Raw genomic sequence first — 20406 nt, forward strand, 5'->3', positions numbered from 1 at the left:
CTGAAACTAAATCAAATACTTCAATTCTTCTTTCAAACTATCTTCCCAAGTCGGAATATTAAATTGATACACTTCTTTTATTTTTGATTTATCCAATAAACTATACGCAGGACGCTTCGCTTTTGTTGGATAAGCTGAAGTAGGAACAGGATTAATTTCGATTGTCGAATTAGAAAATTCTTTAATCTTTTGTGCAAATCCAAACCAAGAACATTCTCCTTCATTCGAATAATTAAAAATTCCATACGTTAAATCATCTTTCGAAATAATCGTTAAGATTGCATCAGCCAAATCTATTGCATTTGTTGGCGAACCAATTTGATCTACCACAACAGATATTGAATCTTTGTCATTAAACAACCTAAGCATCGTTTTAACGAAGTTATTTCCAAATCGAGAATAAACCCAAGCTGTACGTAAAATAATCGTTTTAGGATTGTTTTCTAATGCTAAATTCTCTCCATCTAATTTTGTTTGACCATACACCCCTATAGGATTTGTTTGATCAGTTTCTAAACGAGGTTGAGCTTCAGTCCCATCAAACACATAATCTGTCGAAACGTGAATAAAAGGAATTCCTTTTTGATTCGTTATTTTTGCTAAAAATTCTGTTGCTTTTGCGTTTACTAAATAAGCATTCTCTTGATCATCTTCTGCTTTATCAACTGCTGTATAAGCTGCACAATTGACAACAAAATCGAATGATTTATTTTCGAAATAACGATTAATTAATTCTTCATTCGTAATATCTAATTCATTTCGAGTGACAAAAAAACATTCAATTTCCTTGTAGTTTTTTGATTGCTCTAAGATCGATTGACCTAACTGACCATTCGCTCCGGTAACTAAAATTCTTTTCATATATAAAAAAAGCCACTAAAATAGTGGCTTGAAGATATTAATAATTCTTAAAATTATAATCCTAATTCCTTTTTCACATCGTTTAATAAGTCGTATCCTCCAGCTTTGTAAACTAAAACACCAGCAGGTAAAACATATTTAACTCCTTTTTTTGCAGCAGCAGCATTAATTGCATCCATTACTCTTTTCTCGATTGGATCCATTAAAGCTTTCTCTTTTGCTTGCATTTCATCTTGAGCAGCTTTTGCATAAGTTTCGTATTTCTTTTGCATTTCTTGCTCTTTCTCTTGGTATTTGTTCGCTGCAATTAATTTTTGAGCTTCTTCTTGAGATTTACCAGCTAAATCTTTTTGAGCAGTTTCCATAAAAGTTTTATAGTCTGCTTGTAATTTTGCGATAGCATCTTCGTGTTTTTTACCTAATGCTTGTAAATCAGCCTCTGCTTTTTTGTAAGCTGGCATTGATTCAATTACTGCTTGCGTATCTATATGTGCAATTTCTTGAGCGTAAGATAAAACGCTTCCGAAAACCATCATTGTAAATACTGCTATCAATCTAATTTGTTTCATTTCTAGTCTAATTTGTTTTTTAAAATTTATTTTCTTGTTTTATTGCTACTATTGCTAGTTTTATTATTTCCGGAAGTTGATGTTTTTGAATTATTTGGTTTCAATTCTGGTCTTAAAGTCATTAATACTTCTCTACTTATGTCAAACTTTGGATCTGTATAAATCATGATTAAATCACTTCCTTTATCAAATACAAAACCATATCCTCTTTTATCTGCAACTTCTTTTGTCGCATTATAAATTTGATCTTGTAAAGGCTTTACCATTGATCTTCTCAGATTAACTAAATCACCATTTGGTCCATAACGTTTATCTTGCAAAATTCTTACAGCCGCTACTTCATCAGCTAGCTTTTTCTCTTGCTCTTTCACCTGTTCTGCCGTTAATAAAATCTTTTCGGCTTCGAATTCGGCTTGTAATTTAGCTAAATTTTCTTGTTTTTGCTCAATTTCTTTTTGCCAAGACTCTGTTTGAGATTTTAATTTGTTTTGAGACGATGTATATTCTGGTAAATTTTCTAAAATATACTGACTGTCTACATAACAAAATCTTTGCGCAAAAGAGAAACTTGCTAATCCAAAGAACAACGCTATAAAACTAATCCATTTTTTCATATTTGTGGTGTGTTAATTCTAAAATTATGCCAAAATGTTCTAAGCAAATTTATTCAATTTATTAGAATTGTTGTCCAATAATAAAGTGAGTTTGCCATCCTGAGCGTTCTGTTTGTCCAAATCCTTTATCAAATCCATATCCGAAATCGAATCCTAATAAACCAAATGCTGGCATGTAAATACGAACACCTGCCCCTGCAGAACGTTTTAATTCAAACGGTTTAAATTCACTTGTATTGTTCCAAACGTTACCTCCTTCCGCAAAAGTTAATGCATAAATTTTAGCTGTTTGGCTCATTGTGATTGGATAACGCAATTCTAATGAATATTTATTATAAATCGTACCACCTCCTTCTGGCGTAATATCTCCTGTTTGTCCACCAGAATTTGTTGCATCTTCGTAACCTCTTAATGAAATAATCTCACGTCCATCGAAACGATTTTGTGTAAGACCTGTTCCTCCTAAGTAAAAACGTTCGAAAGGAATTGTTCCAATTTTACGGTTATATGTTCCTAAAACTCCAAACTCTCCACCGGCTTTTAAAACTAATTTACCAGTTAATTCTTTGTAGAAATATGCTTTAGCTTTGAATTTATAATATTCTAACCATTTGAATTTTTCTACATCAGACATGTTTGTATAGTCTTTGTTATTAAAAGCTGAATAAGGAAATGTTGTCGTAAACGATAAACTAATTTCTGATCCTGATTGTGGGAAAATAGGGTCTGGTCCAGCAGAATTACGTGTTAAACCTAATGTGTAGTTTAAGTTGTTTGACGAACCATTTTCATATTGCATATTACCAACAGACATCGCATAATTATCGAAGTTATATAACTGATAAGAAATTGAGTTTGATAAACGGAAATAATCATCTGGCCAAGTTAATAACTTAGTTAACCCAACTGAAGCTCCTAAGATATCCAATTTCGCTTTTTCTCCATAATTATCACGGTAATCATATTGCGAATAATAAAAAGACGTTGATAAAGCTGTAGGGCGTTTTCCTCCAATCCAAGGTTCAACAAATGATAAACTATAATTTTTATATCCGTTACCAGCTTGTGCTCTTAATGATAATTGTTGTCCATCTCCCATTGGAATTGGTTTCCAAGCTTTTTTATTGAAAAAATTCTTTAATGAGAAATTCCCGAAAGTTAATCCTAATGTACCAATGAAAGTCCCTGCACCATATCCTCCTTGTAATTCTACTTGAGAAGATGATTTTGGCGCAACTTTCCACTCCACATCAACTGTATTATTATCTTGATTTGGTTGAATATCTGGAACTATTTGCGTTGGTTCTAAGTATCCCAAAGAAGCTAACTCCATCATCGTACGCTTAATGTCCGATTTAGAGAATAAATCTCCTGGTTTAGTTCTTAACTCACGGTATAAAATATGATCGTGTGCTTCTGTATTACCGTTAATCGTTACTTTATTAAGTGTAGCTTGTGTACCTTCGAAAACTTTAATTTCAAGATCGATTGTATCATTTTTTACACTTTTTTCTACAGGAATAGCACGAGCAAACAAATACCCTCTATCCATATATAACGTAGAAATATCATCGTCTTTTTCTGATCCAGAAATCTTTTTGTTGATACCTACTGCGTCATAATGATCTCCTGTTTTGTAACCAAAAATTCGCTGTAACTGTTCAGAAGTATAAATTGAGTTTCCAGAAAACGTTACATCTCCTAAGAAATATGGTTTTCCTTCGTTAACTTTAATTTTAACTAATAAGTTTTTATCATCAACTTTTTCGATGTTGTATGACTCAACTTTAGCATCTCTAAAACCAACAGATTTATACTCATCAACCAAAGTTTTTAAATCTTCCTGGAATTTTTCAGGAATCATTTTAGATGACTTGAAAATATTGATAGATTTCTGTTTGGTATTTTTCATCCCTTTTTTACGTAAACGAGCAGCAGTTAAGTTTTCATTTCCTTCGAAAATGATTTTCTTAATCTTTACACGCTCTCCACGATTCACATTTAATGTAATGTTTTCTTCGTCTTCTTTACCAACAATTGGCTGACGTTCTACATTAATTGTTGTGTTAGGATAACCTTTTCCAGTATAATAATCTTTGATTTTATTATTTGTCGTATTGATTAAACTTTGTGTAATCTTAACACCTGGATTTAATTTATTTTGTTTGATTAAATCTTCGCGTTGCGATTTTTTCACACCGTTAATCTTAATTTCTCCTAAACTAGGAACTGAAACCAAGGCAAGCTCTAATGTTACTTCGTTACCTTCTATTTTATCTACATACAAGTCGATGTCAGAGAAAATATTAGATCTCCATAATTTTTTTACAGCATTATTTACCTTCGTACCTGGTAATTCTATCTCTTCACCGATAGCAAAACCTGCATAACGGATAATTTGATTCTTAGAATATTTAGAGTCACCTGTTACAACGATATCTTTCAATTTGAAAGTTCGTGCATTGGTATAATCTAAGACAAAATTATCTTGTTGTGTTGAATCAATGGTTTTCGTAGAATCTACGACTTGCGCTTGTGCCATGTAAGCTCCAAGCATACACATTGTCCAAAAAATTTTCTTCATAATCCTCTATTTCAGTTCGATTAGTTCGTTAGTTGCTCGCTTATCTTACCAAATCTACGTTCTCTGTTTTGGTAATTTAAAATTGCTTTATAAAATTCTTCCTCGTTAAAATCAGGCCACAAAACCTCTGTAAAATATAATTCTGCGTAAGCAATTTGCCACAACAAGAAATTACTAATTCTGGTTTCGCCACTTGTTCTAATCATAAGATCTACCATAGGTAAATCGTGTGTATATAAGTTTTGATGAACTAATTCTTCATTAAAATCATTGTCGGATATTTCTCCGTCTTTATATTTTTGCGCAATAGATTTCATCGCGTGTAATAGTTCTTCTTTCGAACCATAACTTAATGCTAATGTCAAAACACAAGCTGTGTTGTCTTTCGTTTTTTCTATTGCTTGAGTCAAATCTTTGAATGCTTTTTTTGGTAATTTTGATAAATCTCCAATCACATTCAAGCGAACTCCATTTTTGTGTAATTCATTTATTTCGTCCTTAATTGCAGAACTTAATAAAGTCATTAAAACATTGACTTCTAATTTTGGACGGTTCCAATTTTCAGTAGAAAATGCGTAAAGTGTAAGATGTTTTATACCTAATTTTCGACAAGTTTCGATTGAAGATCGTACAGCTCCCAAAGCACTTTTGTGACCAAAAGTTCTTTCTTTACCGTTCTTCTTAGCCCATCTTCCATTACCATCCATAATGATTGCAACGTGATTAGGTATATTATTTTTATCTATTTGTTCTACTAAACTAATTTCCATTCTTTTTAATCACAATAACAAGCAGGTCGACCAAAACTGTACGTTAAGGAAATTCCTGTTAAAACATACCAATCTTTGTTTGATGTGTTTCCATATATACGTTTATCATATTCAGATTGAGACAAAGTACCTGTTTCTACAGCATCTACAAAATTTTGAGTAAATTTTCCAGTGTTATAATCTAAATAATCAACATTTGTATATCGAACACCTGTCTCAAAAGATAAAATCCAATTGTAATTGAATCTTACTTTATATCCAACTCCAAAAGGAATTGTTAAATCGGTATTATATTTTGTTTTTTCGATAATTACGTTGTTTGTTCCATCGTAATCATATTCTTTTCCTTTTGCAGAAAAAGCTCCAACTCCTACAAAAATATAAGGTGATTGCGCTTTTTCTTGATCATCATTGATGTTAAAGAAATTATACTCAAACATCAAAGATCCTTCTACAATATTATTTCGAAAATTTTTATTTCTTTTTAATTTATAATATTCTTTCGAACGATGATCACTTGCTCCAACTTTTGAATAAGATATATTTGCTCTAAAACCCATTTGTGGATTTATATTAAAACGATATAATCCTCCTATTGAAATTGGTAAATATATTTTACCTCCTGCTTCAGTTTTAGTAGGAAATGGATTGATATAACTGGCTTTACCAACATCTCCAATCACATTTGCTCCACCAGCAAAAATTCCGAGTTCATGTCTTTGCGCAAAAGTTAATTGCGAAAAACATAATATAAAAACAAACAAAAATAATCTCCTCATAAGTTGTGTTATTTTTTCGGCTTTTGCTTTTTATCTTCTTTTAAATTCGAACAAATATAAACAAAAGTCAATTCAACGTAACTGATTTAACAAAAATTAAGAAGTTTTATTGTAAATTTTAATTCCTTTTATCTGAACCCCAAAGCATTTTTTCTCTCAAAGTTGTGAAATAAGTCGCGTCAATAGCTTCAACGATTAAGATTTTGAAGTCAGCTTTTTGTATTGTCAATTCGACGTCAGTTGTTAAAGGAAAGTTACGAGAATCTAACGAAAGGAAATATTCATTAGCTCTACTGCGTATTTTTAAGTCAATTTTTTCGTTTTCTGACACAACTAATGGACGCACATTTAGATTATGTGGCGCAACAGGTGTAATGACAAAATTTTGATTAGACGGATGAACAATTGGTCCACCACAACTTAACGAATATCCTGTAGAACCTGTTGGCGTAGAAATAATCAAACCATCAGACCAAAAAGAATTTAAAAATTCATTGTTTAAATAAGCATCAACCGTAATCATACTCGTTGTTTCACGGCGAACTACAGTCACTTCGTTAATCGCAAAATTATTTTCAATTTCTACACCATCACTTCTTTTAACGGTTAATAAAGTTCGTGGAATAATGTTATAATCATCATTGAAAAAACTATCCATTTGCTCCAATAACACACTTTTATTAATTGTTGCTAAAAAGCCTAAACGTCCCGTATTTACACCAATAATTGGAATATTAGAATCCCTAACAATTGTAGTTGCTGATAAAATTGTTCCGTCTCCACCAAAACTGAATAAGAATTTAACCGATTTGTCTAAATCATCATGAGAAGTATAGGTTTCTACATTATCAGTATCAAAATCAGTTGTTTCTTTTAAGATTTGAAGAAAATTTTGCTCAACACAAAAAGCAATTTCGTTCTGAATTAAATAATTAATAAATGGTGGAATAATATCCGTTAAAGACGTACTTGTTTTTTGTCCAAAAAGTGCAACTTTTATCATTAGGTATTCATGTATTTTAACAATTGTGCATAACGACTTTGCAGAAGTTCTTGTTTTTCGTCGTTATAAAATTTTTGAATCACTTGATATCCATATCGCTCAAATGTTTCACCAATTGTTAACAAGTTTGATGAACTAAATTTCAGCAAAACATAAACGCTATCTTCTTTATTTCCAACAATCATCATTCCCAATATTTTTCCGTTATTCACTTCTATAATATTAGAAATCGCCGTCATCGACAAGTCTTTTTCCGCAATCGAAACTAACATCGAAACGCCTTGTGCAGCGACAAAAGGGAAATTTGCAAACGTGTTGATAATATCCGTTTCCGTAATAAAACCAACATAACGCAATTGTTCATTAATAATCGGTAAGATATTCGCCTGATTCGTATACATCATCTGAATTGCATCTAAAAGCGTACTCGATTCAGAAAGATAAAAACTCTCCAAATACGAAGTATAATCTACTTTTTCATCATCAATTGATAATTCAATCAAATCTTCTTCCGAGATATTTCCAACAAAATCCAACCCTTTAAACAAAGGTAAATGCGTCAATTTATTCTCTTGCACAACTTCTAAAAGCTGACTTGGAGAAGAATTAACTTTCCCTGGTTTTATCTCATTCGATAGATATTCGGTGATATACATGGCACAAATTTATATATTTTAATACATTAATTCTCTATTTTTAATGCTAATTCGGTTAAAATCATTGATTATTAATTGAAATTTAACCAATTTATTCTAAATTATTTAGTCAAAATATATTCCAAAAACTACTATTAATCAAAAAATAATGTGATTTACAATTTTTTAAAACAAAACTCTTCCTCAAATTAAAAAAAGAATGGCTTAAATTTTGTAACTTTGCAGTACCAATTTTAGCATTGAATGAAGAACCCATTATTTTATGCCAAAATCTTACTTTTTGGCGAATATGGAATTATTGAAAACTCGAAAGGATTAACAATTCCTTATAATTTTTACCAAGGTGCATTAAAATTTGAGCCTTCTGAAATTGCAGAAGAGTCAAATGCTCACTTGAAAAATTATGCGAAATTTTTAGAAGAGAATTTTGCAGATACTTTTGATACAAAATCTTTTTCGGAAGATGTTGCAAACGGAATGTACTTCGATTCTAACATTCCTCAAGGATATGGTGTAGGTAGTTCTGGCGCTTTGGTTGCAGCTATTTATGACAAATATGCCTTGAATAAAATTGATATCAATCAAAATCTAAACAAAGAAAAAATTAGCAAATTAAAAGCTCTTTTCGGAAATTTAGAATCTCATTTTCATGGAAAAAGTTCTGGAATTGATCCTTTGATTTGTTACATGAATATTCCTTTATTAATTCAATCAAAAGATGATATCTCGACAATTGGTTTACCTTCTGCAAACGTAGACGGAAAAGGAGCTGTTTTCTTAATCAATTCGGGTACACCAGGAGAAACGGCGCCAATGATTCATATTTTCTTCGAAAAAATGAAAAAAGAGGGTTTTCGTAAAACATTGAAAGAAGAATTTATTAAATACAACAACGCATGTATCGAAAACTTTGTGAAAGGTGAATACAATCCACTTTTTTCAAATCTTCAAAAATTGTCAGCTTGGGGTTATGAGCATTTCAGACCAATGATTCCTCAAAAACTGGTGAATGCATGGAAAACTGGAATTGATACAGATACGTATTACCTAAAACTTTGTGGTTCTGGCGGAGGCGGTTATGTTCTTGGTTTTACACAAGATTATGACAAAGCGAAAAGCTACTTAAAAGACTTCCAGACCGAAGTTATTTACAAATTCTAAAAAATAATTTATAAAAATATAATCAATGAACGTTCAGAAAATAATCTTAAAAGTTTTTGCATTATTTTCTGTTGTTCGTGGCTATAATTTAATTGTGTTAATATTGGCACAATATCTTGCTGCACTTTTTATTTTTGCGCCAGAAGTTGGTCATCGTCAATTGTTGACAAATCCAAAGTTGGACGGGCTTATTCTTTGTTCGATACTTTGTGTGGCCGCGGGATATATCATCAATAATTTTTACGATTTAGAAAAAGACGAACTCAAACGTCCTTTACAAGTTTATCTTCAGAAACAAGTTTCGCAAGGTTTCAAACTAACTGTTTACATTGTTCTGAATGCTTTAGCATTGATTATTGCAGCCTTAATTTCGTGGAAGGTTTTCATTTTCTTTTTGATTTATCAATTTCTAGTTTGGTTTTATAGCCACAAAATCAATCGATTTGCATTGATCAAAAACTTTTATTTGGTTATTATTCGTGTCATGCCATTTTTCGCCTTATTGGTTTATTTTGATCATTTCACGTTCAATTTGGCTTTACATGCTACTTTTTTGAGTATTTTATTATTGATTACTGATATTGTAAAAGATTTGAGTTCTCAAAAAGCAGATTTGATTTATAATTATGATTCAATTCCAATCAAATATGGAATAGATTTTACAAAAGTTTTGATTTCATGTTTAATTATTACAGAATTAATCATTGGAATTATTATCATTATGAAAAATGATGTTGGTGCGATGAAATACTTTTTTATTGCTGCAAATATCGCTTTCACAGTGATTTTATTTATAATTTGGAGAATAAAATCGACACAAGCATATAAGATTTTACATTATTTTTTTAAGGGAATGATTGTTGCGGGTGTATTTAGTATCGTATTAATCGAAATAAATCCCTTAACTTTGCAAACTATTGCGCAAAATTTTAATCAGCGCATAAATTAATCAAATTCAGATGAATAACAGACGAAATCAATCCAACGACAGAAATTCCCAAGGCGGGAACAATCGTGGAAAAGGTGGAGCAAGAGGAAATTCTTCTTCTAAACCATCTTCAGGGAAAGGAAAACCAACTTTTGGTGGAAAACCATCAGAAGAAGGAAAGAAAAGTTTTGGACCAAAGAAACCGTTTAACAAACCAGGTGAAAAACCATTTGTTAAAAGACTGAAAAAAGCACCAGTTGATGACGGGACTATTCGTTTAAATAAATATGTAGCGAATGCAGGGATTGCATCCAGAAGAGAGGCCGACGAGTTGATCAAAACTGGAATCGTTACAGTGAATGGTCAAGTGATTACTGAAATGGGTTATAAAGTACAACCCGATGATGAAGTTCGTTTCGATGGTCGTAAAATCTCTTCAGAGAAAAATGTATATTTTGTGTTGAATAAACCAAAAGGTTTTATTTCAACATCAAATGATGAAAAAGGACGTAAAACTGTGATGGACTTAATGTCTACAGCAACTACAGCGAGAATTTTCCCAGTAGGACGCTTGGATAGACAAACAACAGGAGTTTTATTGTTTACAAATGATGGTTATTTAACTAAGAAATTAACACATCCAAGTCATGATATCAAAAAAATATATCACGTTACATTGGACAAAAAGTTAACAGCAAATGATTTGGCTGACATCAAAAAAGGTGTTCGTTTAATTCCTGAAGGAATTGCAGTTGTTGACGAAATTTCTTTTATTGAAGGTAGACCGAAAAATGAAGTTGGTGTAGAATTACATATTGGTTGGAACCGCGTTGTACGTCGTATTTTCGAAACAAAAGGATACGAAGTAGAAGCGTTAGACCGCGTTTCTTTTGCAGGACTTACAAAGAAAACTTTACAAAGAGGTGATTTTAGAAGATTAACGGAATTAGAAGTTAACTTCTTGAAAATGTTATAATACCTCAGCTATAAAATTTAAAAACCACTTCTAAAGAAGTGGTTTTTTTATGTTTTAATCTTTCGAAACCTTGTTATTATAAGCTTCCATCATCTTTTTATTTGCTTCTTTCACAAAATCATCTTTCTCAATTTGTGTCATTTTCTGACCTTTTGATGGAATTTTAATCACTTCGTTTTTAGATGCTTCTTTTATATTAATTGCTCTGAAAATCGTTTCATAACTTTCGTCTTTCATTGTTGTTACAGCTTTCAATTCTAAAATTAAACCTGGTAACCCATTGAAAAATATTGGTCCTCCTTTTGGTTGTAAAGTTGGCGCAAACCAAACTTCTATCTTAGAATCTTTGTATTCGGTTATTGCTTTTTTTACTTTAATTCCCAAAATTTCTTTTGATTCTCTACTAATTGTCCAAGTGTATTTAGGCAAATTATCTATTATTAAAATATTCTTGTTCACATAATTTCCTTCAATCTTATATTGTGAAGTTTTATAATCGATGTAAATATTATCATCAATTGTACTCATCGACATAGATGATTGATTTTGACTATTATCAATTCTTACAATTTCAGAAAAAAACGACTGATTTTCATTAAAAAGTAATTGATAGTATTTTGGTGTAGAATTGTTTTTATCTAATTCTGCCTTAAAAACAGGATCTTTTTCGTCAAAAAACATTTTATCATAGGTTTCATATTCTACTTTCCACAAATTTTGAGCAAATAGAAATGGAGAAAAAATCATTAGAAAGAAGAGTAAAGCTTTTAATTTCATAGTTGATTAATTATGAACTAAATATAATAATTATTTACAATAAAAAAGCGATTCAAAATTGAATCGCTTTTCTTATATTGAGAATTATTTCTTTTCAGAATTTTTTCCTTTGTTTTTCACATATTTCTCTAACCATTGATCTTGTTCCCACAACATGTGAAGAATATTTTCTCTGGCTGCATATCCGTGAGATTCTTTTGGTAATAAAACCAAACGAGTTGTCGCTCCCAAACCTTTCAATGCATTGAAATAGCGCTCAGATTGCATCGGGAAAGTTCCTGTATTATTATCTGCTTCACCATGAATTAACAACAATGGTGTTTTCATTTTATCTGCATTTTGGAAAGGCGCCATTGTGTTGTAAACATCTGGAGCTTCCCAATAATTACGTTGTTCAGATTGAAATCCAAAAGGCGTCAATGTACGGTTATAAGCACCTGAACGTGCGATACCTGCCGCAAATAAATTAGAATGCGTTAATAAATTTGCTGTCATAAATGCGCCATAAGAATGTCCACCAACCGCAACTCTTTCACGATCGATAAAACCTAATTTATCCACCGCATCAATCGCAGCTTTTGCATTGGCAACCAATTGAGGAACGAACGTATCATTTGGCTCCTCTTTTCCTTCTCCAATAATTGGGAAAGCCGCATCATCTAAGACCGCATATCCTCTCAATGCCCAATAAATAGGACCTCCGTAAGAAGGAGAAGTAAATTTATTTTCAGAAGTTGTAACCTGACCAGCCGTAGATGCATCTTTGAACTCACGAGGGTAAGCCCACATTAACATTGGCAACTTTTCCTTTTTCGTTTTATCGTAATTTGGCGGCAAATATAAAGTTCCTGATAATTCTACACCATCAGCACGTTTGTACGTAATTAATTCTTTCGAAATTTTGTTCATTGCCTCAAAAGGATTTTTTGTAAACGTTACTTGTTTTGGCTTTCCTCCTTTCTGAAAAATATTACGAACATATAAATTTGGATAATCTGTTTTCGATTGAATCTGTTCTAAAATGATCCCTTTCTTCGGATCGATAACTCGAGCAATCGCTTCTAGTTTATCTGATTTCTGTGCTCTCCATAAACGAGAAGTTTTTTGCGTTTTGATATCAAAATCATCTACAAAAGGTAAGATTCCTTCCGCAGAAACTCCTTCTCCAACTAACATCAATTTTCCTTTGTTAATTGCTAAAACATTGTAACCATAATCATTCATTTCAGTTACAAAACTTCCAGGATTATTGTAAGCATCTTGCGAGTTTCTACTAAAAAAGCGTATCGGTTCTTGATTTGGATTTGACGGATTGAACAAATAACTACTTTCGTTACGTGTATTATACCAAGCATCTCTCACAATCGCAACCTCATCATTCCCCCAAGTCACTCCTCTATAGCGATCTTTTACTTTTACCAACAACTCTTTATTCGCTGTAAATGGCGCCGTTACTTGATAAAGCGCATCGCGATATTCCGCAGGCTTGTTTGCATCACCACCATCTAAAGCCTCAACCCAATATAAAGTATTTGGTTTATCTGCTCTCCAATTCAAACCTCTTTTTCCCATAATCGTAGAAGAAAATCCTTTCGGAACAACTTCTTGTAACTCTTTATGATCAACTTCTTTTATTAATTTTCCGTTGATATCATACACAATATTGGTTGAAGGAAAACTATTGTACGTTACTAAATATGAAAAAGGTTTTTTGATTTCGTTCACCAAAACATATTGTCCATCTGGAGAAGTCGAAATATCTGTGTACATCGCAGCGTCTTTCCATTTCGATTTTGCACCTGTTTCGATATTTACTTTTACTAATTCAGAAATTGCTAATTGTTCGAAGTTAAACTCATCATTTTTATTTTGTAATAAATCTTGATAGGTTCTGTTTTGCGCTTCTTTTCCGTCAGCAACAGAAACTGTAGGTCCAGTCGCAATTGCGTCTTTTGTATCAATCAAAGCTTTTTTGGAAGCTGGAATTACATTCACAATTAATTCTGTATCTGAAATCCAATTGAAAGGACGACCTAAGTTTGCGTTTAATTTATCTTCATAAACTTTTGTTGCAGCTTGCGTTTTTACGTCAACAATCCACAATTCTACACCTTTATTTGTTGTATTTGTAACGGCAAATTTCGATTGAGAAGTGTTCCAAGATTGATTAGAAAAACGACCTTTTGCAGGTAAACCAGCTATCGTTTTTTCTTTTGAAGTTTTCAGATCAAAATAAGTAATTTTCTCACTGAATGTTTCACGTGAATTAATATTTGTAACTGGATTAATTCGTAATCCTGCTAAACGTAATTCTTTTTCTGACAATTCATTAATCGTTTTATAACGACTTCTATAAGACAAAAATGCATTTTCTGCCTTGCGATCTGTACTAATTGAGGGTGGCATATCCGCGTCTGCCAATTGTAAAATTTCTTGCGGAGGCAATTGATAAGTAACATTTTCTTGCGCTTTTACCGACGCACCAAAAGTCATCGCTATAAAAAGCAACGAGTAAACAATTTTCTTCATGTGTTTTTAAGATTTTACTTTATAAAGATATTGAATCTTTGGTAAAATGACATGATAGAAGTTAGTTTTGACTAAAATGTATAAAAAAAGACGAAAAATATTCGTCTTTTGATTTTATCTTCTTTTACCAAATTTACCTCCTTTCGTATTTGTAGGTGGTTTACTTTTTCCTACTCTGGCTTGAGTTGTTGATTTTTTTACTGACTTTTTAATTGATTTTCCTTTCGAATCTTTAAAATCTGGAGAAATTTCTTTTGTTTTTTTCGCTGATGATTTTTTTGATTTTGAAGCTGGTTTCTTTTCTTCGTGTTTTTCCGAATCTTTCGTCAAGCGATTGATTTCTGCTAATTCTTCTACTGTTAAATCTCGGTGTTGACCAATTCCAACATTCAACGTTAGATTCATAATTCGAACACGTTCTAATTTTTTTACACCATATCCAAAATATTCGCACATACGGCGAATCTGTCTATTCAAACCTTGGATTAATGTAATTTTGAAAACATTTGTACTTATTTTTTCGATCTTACATTTCTTCGTAACCTGATTAAGAATCGGAACACCTTTCGACATTCGTTCGCAAAATTCATCCGTAATTGGTTTATCAACGGTTACAATGTATTCTTTTTCGTGATTATTTCCAGCACGTAAAATCTTATTCACAATATCACCATCGCTTGTCAATAAAATCAATCCTTGCGAATCTTTATCTAAACGACCAATCGGAAAAATTCGTTCTCCAAACGAAAGAAAATCGATAATATTATCTGGATCTGTAGGATCTGTTGTACACGTAACGCCCACAGGTTTATTCAGCATAATATAAACCGCATGCTCCTTTTCGCGCGGTTCTATTTCGACACCTTTTACAGTCACCACATCATTTGGTCCTACAAATTGCCCAATTTTAGCAACTCGTCCATTAATTTGTACCAAACGATTTTCGATGTATTGATCTGCTTCACGACGCGAACAAAAACCACTATCGCTAATATATTTGTTTAAACGCAAAAAATTAGTTTCTTCCATACTTGCAAAGATAGTTTTTTATCGATTTGAAATATATTTTGACAAAATTCTTTATCATTCTGCAAAACGATGAAACTTATTTATCTTTACAAAACCAAAGATTTTGAGAAATGAAAAAAATATTTTTTTTGAAAACTTGCGATACGTGCAAACGTATTATGAAAGAGTTTGATTTTACAGGTTTTGATTTGCATGAAATAAAATCGACTGCGATAACAGCAGAAGAATTAGAAGAAATGAAGAATTTAGCTGGCAACTACGAAGCTCTATTTTCACGTCGTGCACAGAATTACAAAAAATTAGGATTGAAAGATCAACAGCTTTCTGAAGATGATATCAAAAATTATATTTTATCAGATTATACTTTCCTAAAACGTCCTGTCGTGGTAGATGGAGACAAAATTTTTATTGGGAATGAAAAGAAAAACTTAGAAGCACTTGGGCAATATTTGAAATAGAAATCACACATGAAAAAAACAATTTTATTGACTACACTTTTAATGAGCGCTAGTTTAATTGCTCAGAAAAAGAATGTCACAATGGAAGATGCTGTACTTGGATTATCGACGAATTTACGTATCGAAAATCTAAATCAAGTTCAATGGATTCCGAATCAAAATGCGTACACGCAAAATGTAAAAACATCATACGGAGAAGCTTTAATCAAGAAAGAAGTTCCATCTCTTAAAACTGATACAATTTTTAGAAGTTCTCAATTTGAGAATAAAAGAATTCCTTCTTTGAATTGGATCAATGATAAGCAAGCTTATTTTTCTACAAAAACAGGTTACAAAACAATTACAACTGCTGGTCAACAAAACGATTGGTTGAAATTACCTGAAAATGCAGAAAATATAGAATTTGACGCGACGAATAATCAAGTTGGATATGTAATTGACAACAATTTATTTTTTGTTGATAAATCTGGAAAAACACATCAAATTACCAAAGACGGAAAATATGAAATCGTGAATGGAAAATCGGTTCATCAAAATGAGTTTGGGATTCACAAAGGAATTTTCATCTCTCCAAAAGGGAATTTAGTTGCATTTTATAGAATGGATCAAACAGCGGTTACAGATTATCCAATTATCGATTGGTCTGTACAACCTGCTGTAAACAAAAATATCAAATATCCGTTTGCTGGAACAAAAAATCATACGGTTACGTTAGGTGTTTATAATCCAACCACTCAAAAAACGACTTTCTTAGAAACTCACCCAGAAGTAGATCATTATTTAACTTCGGTTACGTGGTCGCCAGACGAAAAACATATTTATATTGCTTTACTTTCTCGTAATCAAAAGCACATGGAATTGAATCAATATGATGCAGTTTCAGGGAAATTGATTAAAACATTATTCAAAGAAGATGATACAAAATATGTAGAACCTCAAAATGAATTACATTTTATTCCAGGAAAAAATAACGAGTTTGTTTGGTGGTCGCAACGCGATGGTTTTATGCATTTGTACCGATTCAATACGGAAGGAAAATTATTGAACCAAATCACAAAAGGAGATTGGATTGTAACGGATCTTGTTGGAGAAAATGCGAAGAAAAAAGAATTCTTAATCATGACAACAAAAGATTCTCCGAAAGATCGTCATTTATATGCGGTGAATTGGGAGAATGGAAAATTGCGTAAAATAACAACTGATGCTGGAACGCACAATGTTTCGGTTTCAACGAACGGAGAATATGCAATTGATAATTGGAGTAATGATAACACGCCTCGTAAAATTGATGTATTGGATGCAAACGGAAAATTCAAACAAAATATCTTAACTGCTCAAAATCCTTTGGCAAATTACAATACAGCGAAAGTTGAAAATGTAACGTTAAAAGCAGATGATGGAACAGATTTGTATGGAAAATTAATCTATCCAACAAACTTTGATTCTTCGAAAAAATATCCCGTTATCGTTTATTTATACAATGGTCCTCACGCGCAATTAATCACAAATCGTTTTCCTGCAACAGGAAATCTTTGGTACGATCATTTAGCGGAAAAAGGTTATGTTGTATTTACAATGGACGGACGCGGATCGGCGAATAGAGGTCTTAAATTTGAACAAGCGATTCACGGAAATGTAGCAACTACAGAAATGAATGACCAAATGAAAGGTGTTGATTTCTTGAAAACTTTGCCTTTCGTAGATGCGGAACGCATGGGAATTCATGGTTGGTCTTATGGTGGATTTATGACTACTTCTTTTATGTTACGTAAGCCTGATGTTTTCAAAGTTGGTGTTGCTGGTGGACCAGTTTTAGATTGGACACAATACGAAATTATGTACACAGAACGTTACATGGAATCGCCACAAGATAATCCTGAAGGTTTCAAAAACACGAATTTAATTAACCGTGTAAAAGACTTAAAAGGTAAATTATTGATGATTCACGGAGCGCAAGATAATGTGGTTGTTTGGCAACATTCGATTGATTTTATTCGCGAAGCAGTGAAAAATGGTATGCAAATGGATTATTTTGTTTATCCTGGACATGAGCATAATGTTCGTGGAAAAGATCGCGTTCATTTGATGCAAAAAATTACAGATTACTTCGATTTATATCTTAAACCAGAAGGTACATCTCAAAAATAATAGTCAACAAAAAACCACTTCTTATGAAGTGGTTTTTTATATTTTATGATGTGATGCTAAAACGGGTTCAGTATGAAAATTTAGAACAAATTTACTTCTTTGTAAACTCAAACTTTTGTCCAGCTTCTTCTACAGAAAATGTCTTTTTATCTTTTGCAAAAGTCAACTCCAAACCGCCTTGTTCATTCACAAATTTACTATCACCTTGATAATCTAATGGAATAGTTTGTCCACCAAAAACTAATTTCAATTTATCGTTTTCAGCTTTCAACACAAATTCTGAATTAATTTGTTTATTCGTAAATGTACCTTCGTATTCTTTTGGATTAACCTTTTCAACAGGTTTTGCATCCGCCATATTGAATGTATTATTCTTCAAATCAATATCTGGTAAAGCTCCATTTGGATCCAATTTAATCATCGAAACTTCTTTTGTTGAAGGCACTTTGAATGTCCATTCTGTATTACGTTTCCAAACTTCAATCGGTAATTTAACTTCTTGAGAAGTCCCATCTTTAAAGTTCACTTGAACAGTAGTTGGCATTGGTAATTGTCCAAAATTTTCAACTTTCAAAATCAAGCCTTTTTTGTAATCTCCATCTACATATTTTGCACTGTTAATTCCTTGATCAATTGTCCATTTATTCAAAAACCAACCTCTCCAAAACCAAGATAATTCTTCTCCTGAAACATTTTCCATCGTGCGGAAAAAATCTTCTGGCGTTGGATGTTTATATGCCCAATATTTGATGTATTGGCGCAATGCTTTATCGAATTTTTCTTCACCCAAAATTGTTTCACGCAAAACTTTCATTCCTGCACCTGGCTTATAATACAACAATGCACCGATATTTCTTTCGCGCATATTATCTGGTTGAGTCGTTACAGGCTCAAGATTATCGCTGAATAAATAACCCGCCATTCGTTGTGCAGATTGCTTTTTGTAATATTCGCCATTGTTGAAATTCTTCGTCGAAATATCATTGATAAACGTATTAAAACCTTCGTCCATCCAACCATGAACACGCTCATTAGAACCAACAATCATCGGGAACCAAATATGTCCAAATTCGTGATCTGTAACACCCCAAAGTCCTTCACCTTTCGAAGTCATATGACAAAAAACAATCCCAGGATATTCCATTCCACCCTCATTTCCTGCCACATTTGTCGCCGCTGGATAAGGATACTCTAACCATTGTTTCGAGTAATGCTCAATAGAAGCTTTTGTATATTCTGTCGATCTTCCCCAAGCATCATTTCCGTCACTTTCTACTGGATAAGCCGAAATTGCCAACGATTTTTGACCACTTGGAAGATTAATTTTTGCTGCATCTAAGATGAACGAAGATGATGAAGCCCAAGCAAAATCACGTGTATTCTGAATTTTAAATTTCCACGTTTTTGTTCCTTTTGCAACTTTTGTCGCTTTGTTTACCTCATCAGCAGAACGAATAATAACGGTTTTATCACTCGCTTTTGCTTTGTTCCAACGATTCACTTCTTCTTTCGAGTAGACTTCGTTTTCATTCAATAATTCTCCTGAACCAACCACATAATGCGTAGACGGAACTGTAATATTTGCTGTTACATCTCCATATTCCAGATAAAATTCTCCTGGTCCTAAGTATGGTAATGTATTCCATCCCATGATGTCATCGTAAACCGCCATGCGAGGAAACCATTGCGCCATCGTAAAAATCTTTCCATTTTTAGTTGGTTCTACACCCATTCTATCGGCTCCATAATCTGGTGAAACAAATGAATATTCGATTTTTATTTTTGTTTTTCCTCCACGAGCTTTCAAATGATTAATCAAATCAATTTGCATGCGTGTATCCGAAACAGTGTATTTCGCTTCTTTTCCGTCTATTTGAACAGATTTAATTTTATAACCTCCTTCAAATTCAGAAGTTGAATCACCATAACGGCTTCCAGAAATCGGTAATAAAGCACTTCCTCGAGATTCTTTTTTGAATAAATTTTGATCCAATTGTAACCACAAAAAGTCTAAATCATCAAAACTATTGTTGGTATATGTAATTTCAGATGTTCCCGAAATTTCATTTTTTTCTTCATTCAAACTAACATTCAGATTATAATCTGCACGATTTTGCCAATAATTATGACCTGGTTTTCCACTCGCCGAACGAGTTTCTGTTGCATTATTCTGATAAAAAAATGGTTTGAAAGCTTCTTGATAATCGTATTTTGGTTTTTCTTGTTGACCAAAAACCGAAATCGAGAATAAACTTATTCCTAAAAGTAAGGGTTTGAAATAATTTTTCTTCATGTGTGAAATTTTACAGTAATTATAAAATTACCTCATATTTTTCAATACGAGGTAATTTCAACTTTATAATTATTCTAAAATTTTAGTTTGAAGCTTTTTAAATTCTTCTGGTGTTAATTTTTAGGTTGATTATAAGGTAAAGCAAGTAATAAATTTCAGTTTTTTCATTCTAATATTTTGATTAGATGAAATTAACATATTTGTACGCAATAAAAAAACTCATCCAAAAAAGATGAGTTTTCTATATTTTATTAATTGTCCCGTCCTGAAA

Annotated in this window: 17 protein-coding genes; 5 read left to right on the plus strand and 12 right to left on the minus strand. The window is 32.2% G+C overall.

The annotated features are described in order from the left end of the window. Positions 1 to 6: 6 nt before the first annotated feature. The 8 genes from rfbD to B4E59_RS05600 form a co-directional block, all read right to left on the minus strand. Positions 7 to 861 carry a dTDP-4-dehydrorhamnose reductase gene (gene rfbD / locus B4E59_RS05565; RefSeq protein ID WP_291051899.1) on the minus strand — a complete coding sequence of 285 codons (855 nt, stop codon included), beginning with the start codon at positions 859 to 861 and terminating at the stop codon, positions 7 to 9. 53 nt (positions 862 to 914) lie between these two features. Beyond that, complete coding sequence (locus B4E59_RS05570; RefSeq protein WP_291051903.1) at positions 915 to 1430, minus strand: OmpH/Skp family outer membrane protein; 516 nt, start codon at positions 1428 to 1430, stop codon at positions 915 to 917. A gap of 26 nt (positions 1431 to 1456) precedes the next feature. After that, the gene (locus B4E59_RS05575; protein WP_286495463.1) at positions 1457 to 2044 is read right to left on the minus strand and encodes an OmpH/Skp family outer membrane protein; all 588 of its coding nucleotides are present in this window, start codon (positions 2042 to 2044) and stop codon (positions 1457 to 1459) included. A 61-nt stretch (positions 2045 to 2105) separates the two neighbouring features. Continuing rightward, on the minus strand, positions 2106 to 4628 hold the full coding sequence (gene bamA / locus B4E59_RS05580; RefSeq protein WP_291046219.1) for an outer membrane protein assembly factor BamA: 2523 nt from the start codon (positions 4626 to 4628) through the stop codon (positions 2106 to 2108). A gap of 20 nt (positions 4629 to 4648) precedes the next feature. Continuing rightward, the gene (gene uppS / locus B4E59_RS05585; protein WP_221854130.1) at positions 4649 to 5392 is read right to left on the minus strand and encodes an undecaprenyl pyrophosphate synthase; all 744 of its coding nucleotides are present in this window, start codon (positions 5390 to 5392) and stop codon (positions 4649 to 4651) included. Positions 5393 to 5403: 11 nt separating this feature from the next. Next, positions 5404 to 6177, minus strand: coding sequence for a type IX secretion system protein PorG (porG, locus tag B4E59_RS05590; RefSeq protein ID WP_221854116.1), 774 nt, complete (start codon positions 6175 to 6177; stop codon positions 5404 to 5406). Between the two features lie 118 nt (positions 6178 to 6295). Continuing rightward, positions 6296 to 7180: an NAD kinase gene (locus B4E59_RS05595; protein ID WP_280049239.1), complete on the minus strand. Its 885-nt coding sequence runs from the start codon at positions 7178 to 7180 to the stop codon at positions 6296 to 6298. After that, entirely contained in the window at positions 7180 to 7836 is a 657-nt protein-coding gene (locus tag B4E59_RS05600; protein WP_291046213.1) for a CBS domain-containing protein, read from the minus strand. Before B4E59_RS05600 ends, B4E59_RS05595 begins: the two co-directional genes overlap by 1 nt. A 243-nt stretch (positions 7837 to 8079) precedes the next feature. On the opposite strand from B4E59_RS05600, the gene B4E59_RS05605 reads away from it, so the two are divergent. The 3 genes from B4E59_RS05605 to B4E59_RS05615 are packed head-to-tail and all read left to right on the plus strand — an operon-like array spanning position 8080 to position 10901. Further along, complete coding sequence (locus B4E59_RS05605) at positions 8080 to 8997, plus strand: mevalonate kinase family protein (protein WP_280049240.1); 918 nt, start codon at positions 8080 to 8082, stop codon at positions 8995 to 8997. 25 nt (positions 8998 to 9022) lie between these two features. Beyond that, the gene (locus B4E59_RS05610) at positions 9023 to 9946 is read left to right on the plus strand and encodes a UbiA family prenyltransferase (RefSeq protein ID WP_114998383.1); all 924 of its coding nucleotides are present in this window, start codon (positions 9023 to 9025) and stop codon (positions 9944 to 9946) included. Positions 9947 to 9956: 10 nt separating this feature from the next. Continuing rightward, entirely contained in the window at positions 9957 to 10901 is a 945-nt protein-coding gene (locus tag B4E59_RS05615; RefSeq protein WP_038334708.1) for a pseudouridine synthase, read from the plus strand. Positions 10902 to 10955: 54 nt separating this feature from the next. Here the strand turns inward: B4E59_RS05615 and B4E59_RS05620 are convergent, their stop codons facing one another. From B4E59_RS05620 to rluF, 3 genes are all read right to left on the minus strand, one after another. Further along, a complete protein-coding gene (locus tag B4E59_RS05620) occupies positions 10956 to 11678 on the minus strand; it encodes a GLPGLI family protein (RefSeq protein ID WP_114998385.1) in 723 nt (240 codons plus the stop codon). 84 nt (positions 11679 to 11762) lie between these two features. After that, on the minus strand, positions 11763 to 14207 hold the full coding sequence (locus tag B4E59_RS05625; protein ID WP_291046205.1) for an alpha/beta hydrolase family protein: 2445 nt from the start codon (positions 14205 to 14207) through the stop codon (positions 11763 to 11765). A gap of 114 nt (positions 14208 to 14321) precedes the next feature. Then, positions 14322 to 15236 (minus strand): 23S rRNA pseudouridine(2604) synthase RluF, encoded by a 915-nt coding sequence (gene rluF / locus B4E59_RS05630; RefSeq protein WP_291046203.1) that lies wholly within the window; start codon positions 15234 to 15236, stop codon positions 14322 to 14324. Positions 15237 to 15346: 110 nt separating this feature from the next. Here rluF and B4E59_RS05635 point away from each other — a divergent pair, with 110 nt between their 5' ends. Both B4E59_RS05635 and B4E59_RS05640 read left to right on the plus strand, forming a co-directional pair. Beyond that, positions 15347 to 15694 (plus strand): arsenate reductase family protein, encoded by a 348-nt coding sequence (locus B4E59_RS05635; RefSeq protein WP_038334703.1) that lies wholly within the window; start codon positions 15347 to 15349, stop codon positions 15692 to 15694. Between the two features lie 9 nt (positions 15695 to 15703). Continuing rightward, positions 15704 to 17842, plus strand: coding sequence for a S9 family peptidase (locus B4E59_RS05640; RefSeq protein ID WP_291046197.1), 2139 nt, complete (start codon positions 15704 to 15706; stop codon positions 17840 to 17842). A 91-nt stretch (positions 17843 to 17933) separates the two neighbouring features. Here B4E59_RS05640 and B4E59_RS05645 read toward each other — a convergent pair whose 3' ends face one another. Continuing rightward, entirely contained in the window at positions 17934 to 20135 is a 2202-nt protein-coding gene (locus B4E59_RS05645; protein ID WP_221854110.1) for a M1 family metallopeptidase, read from the minus strand. Between the last annotated feature and the right edge of the window lie 271 nt (positions 20136 to 20406).

The sequence above is a fragment of the Empedobacter sp. UBA2044 genome (genome assembly GCF_002333005.1).
GTDB classification, from domain to species: domain Bacteria; phylum Bacteroidota; class Bacteroidia; order Flavobacteriales; family Weeksellaceae; genus Empedobacter; species Empedobacter falsenii_B.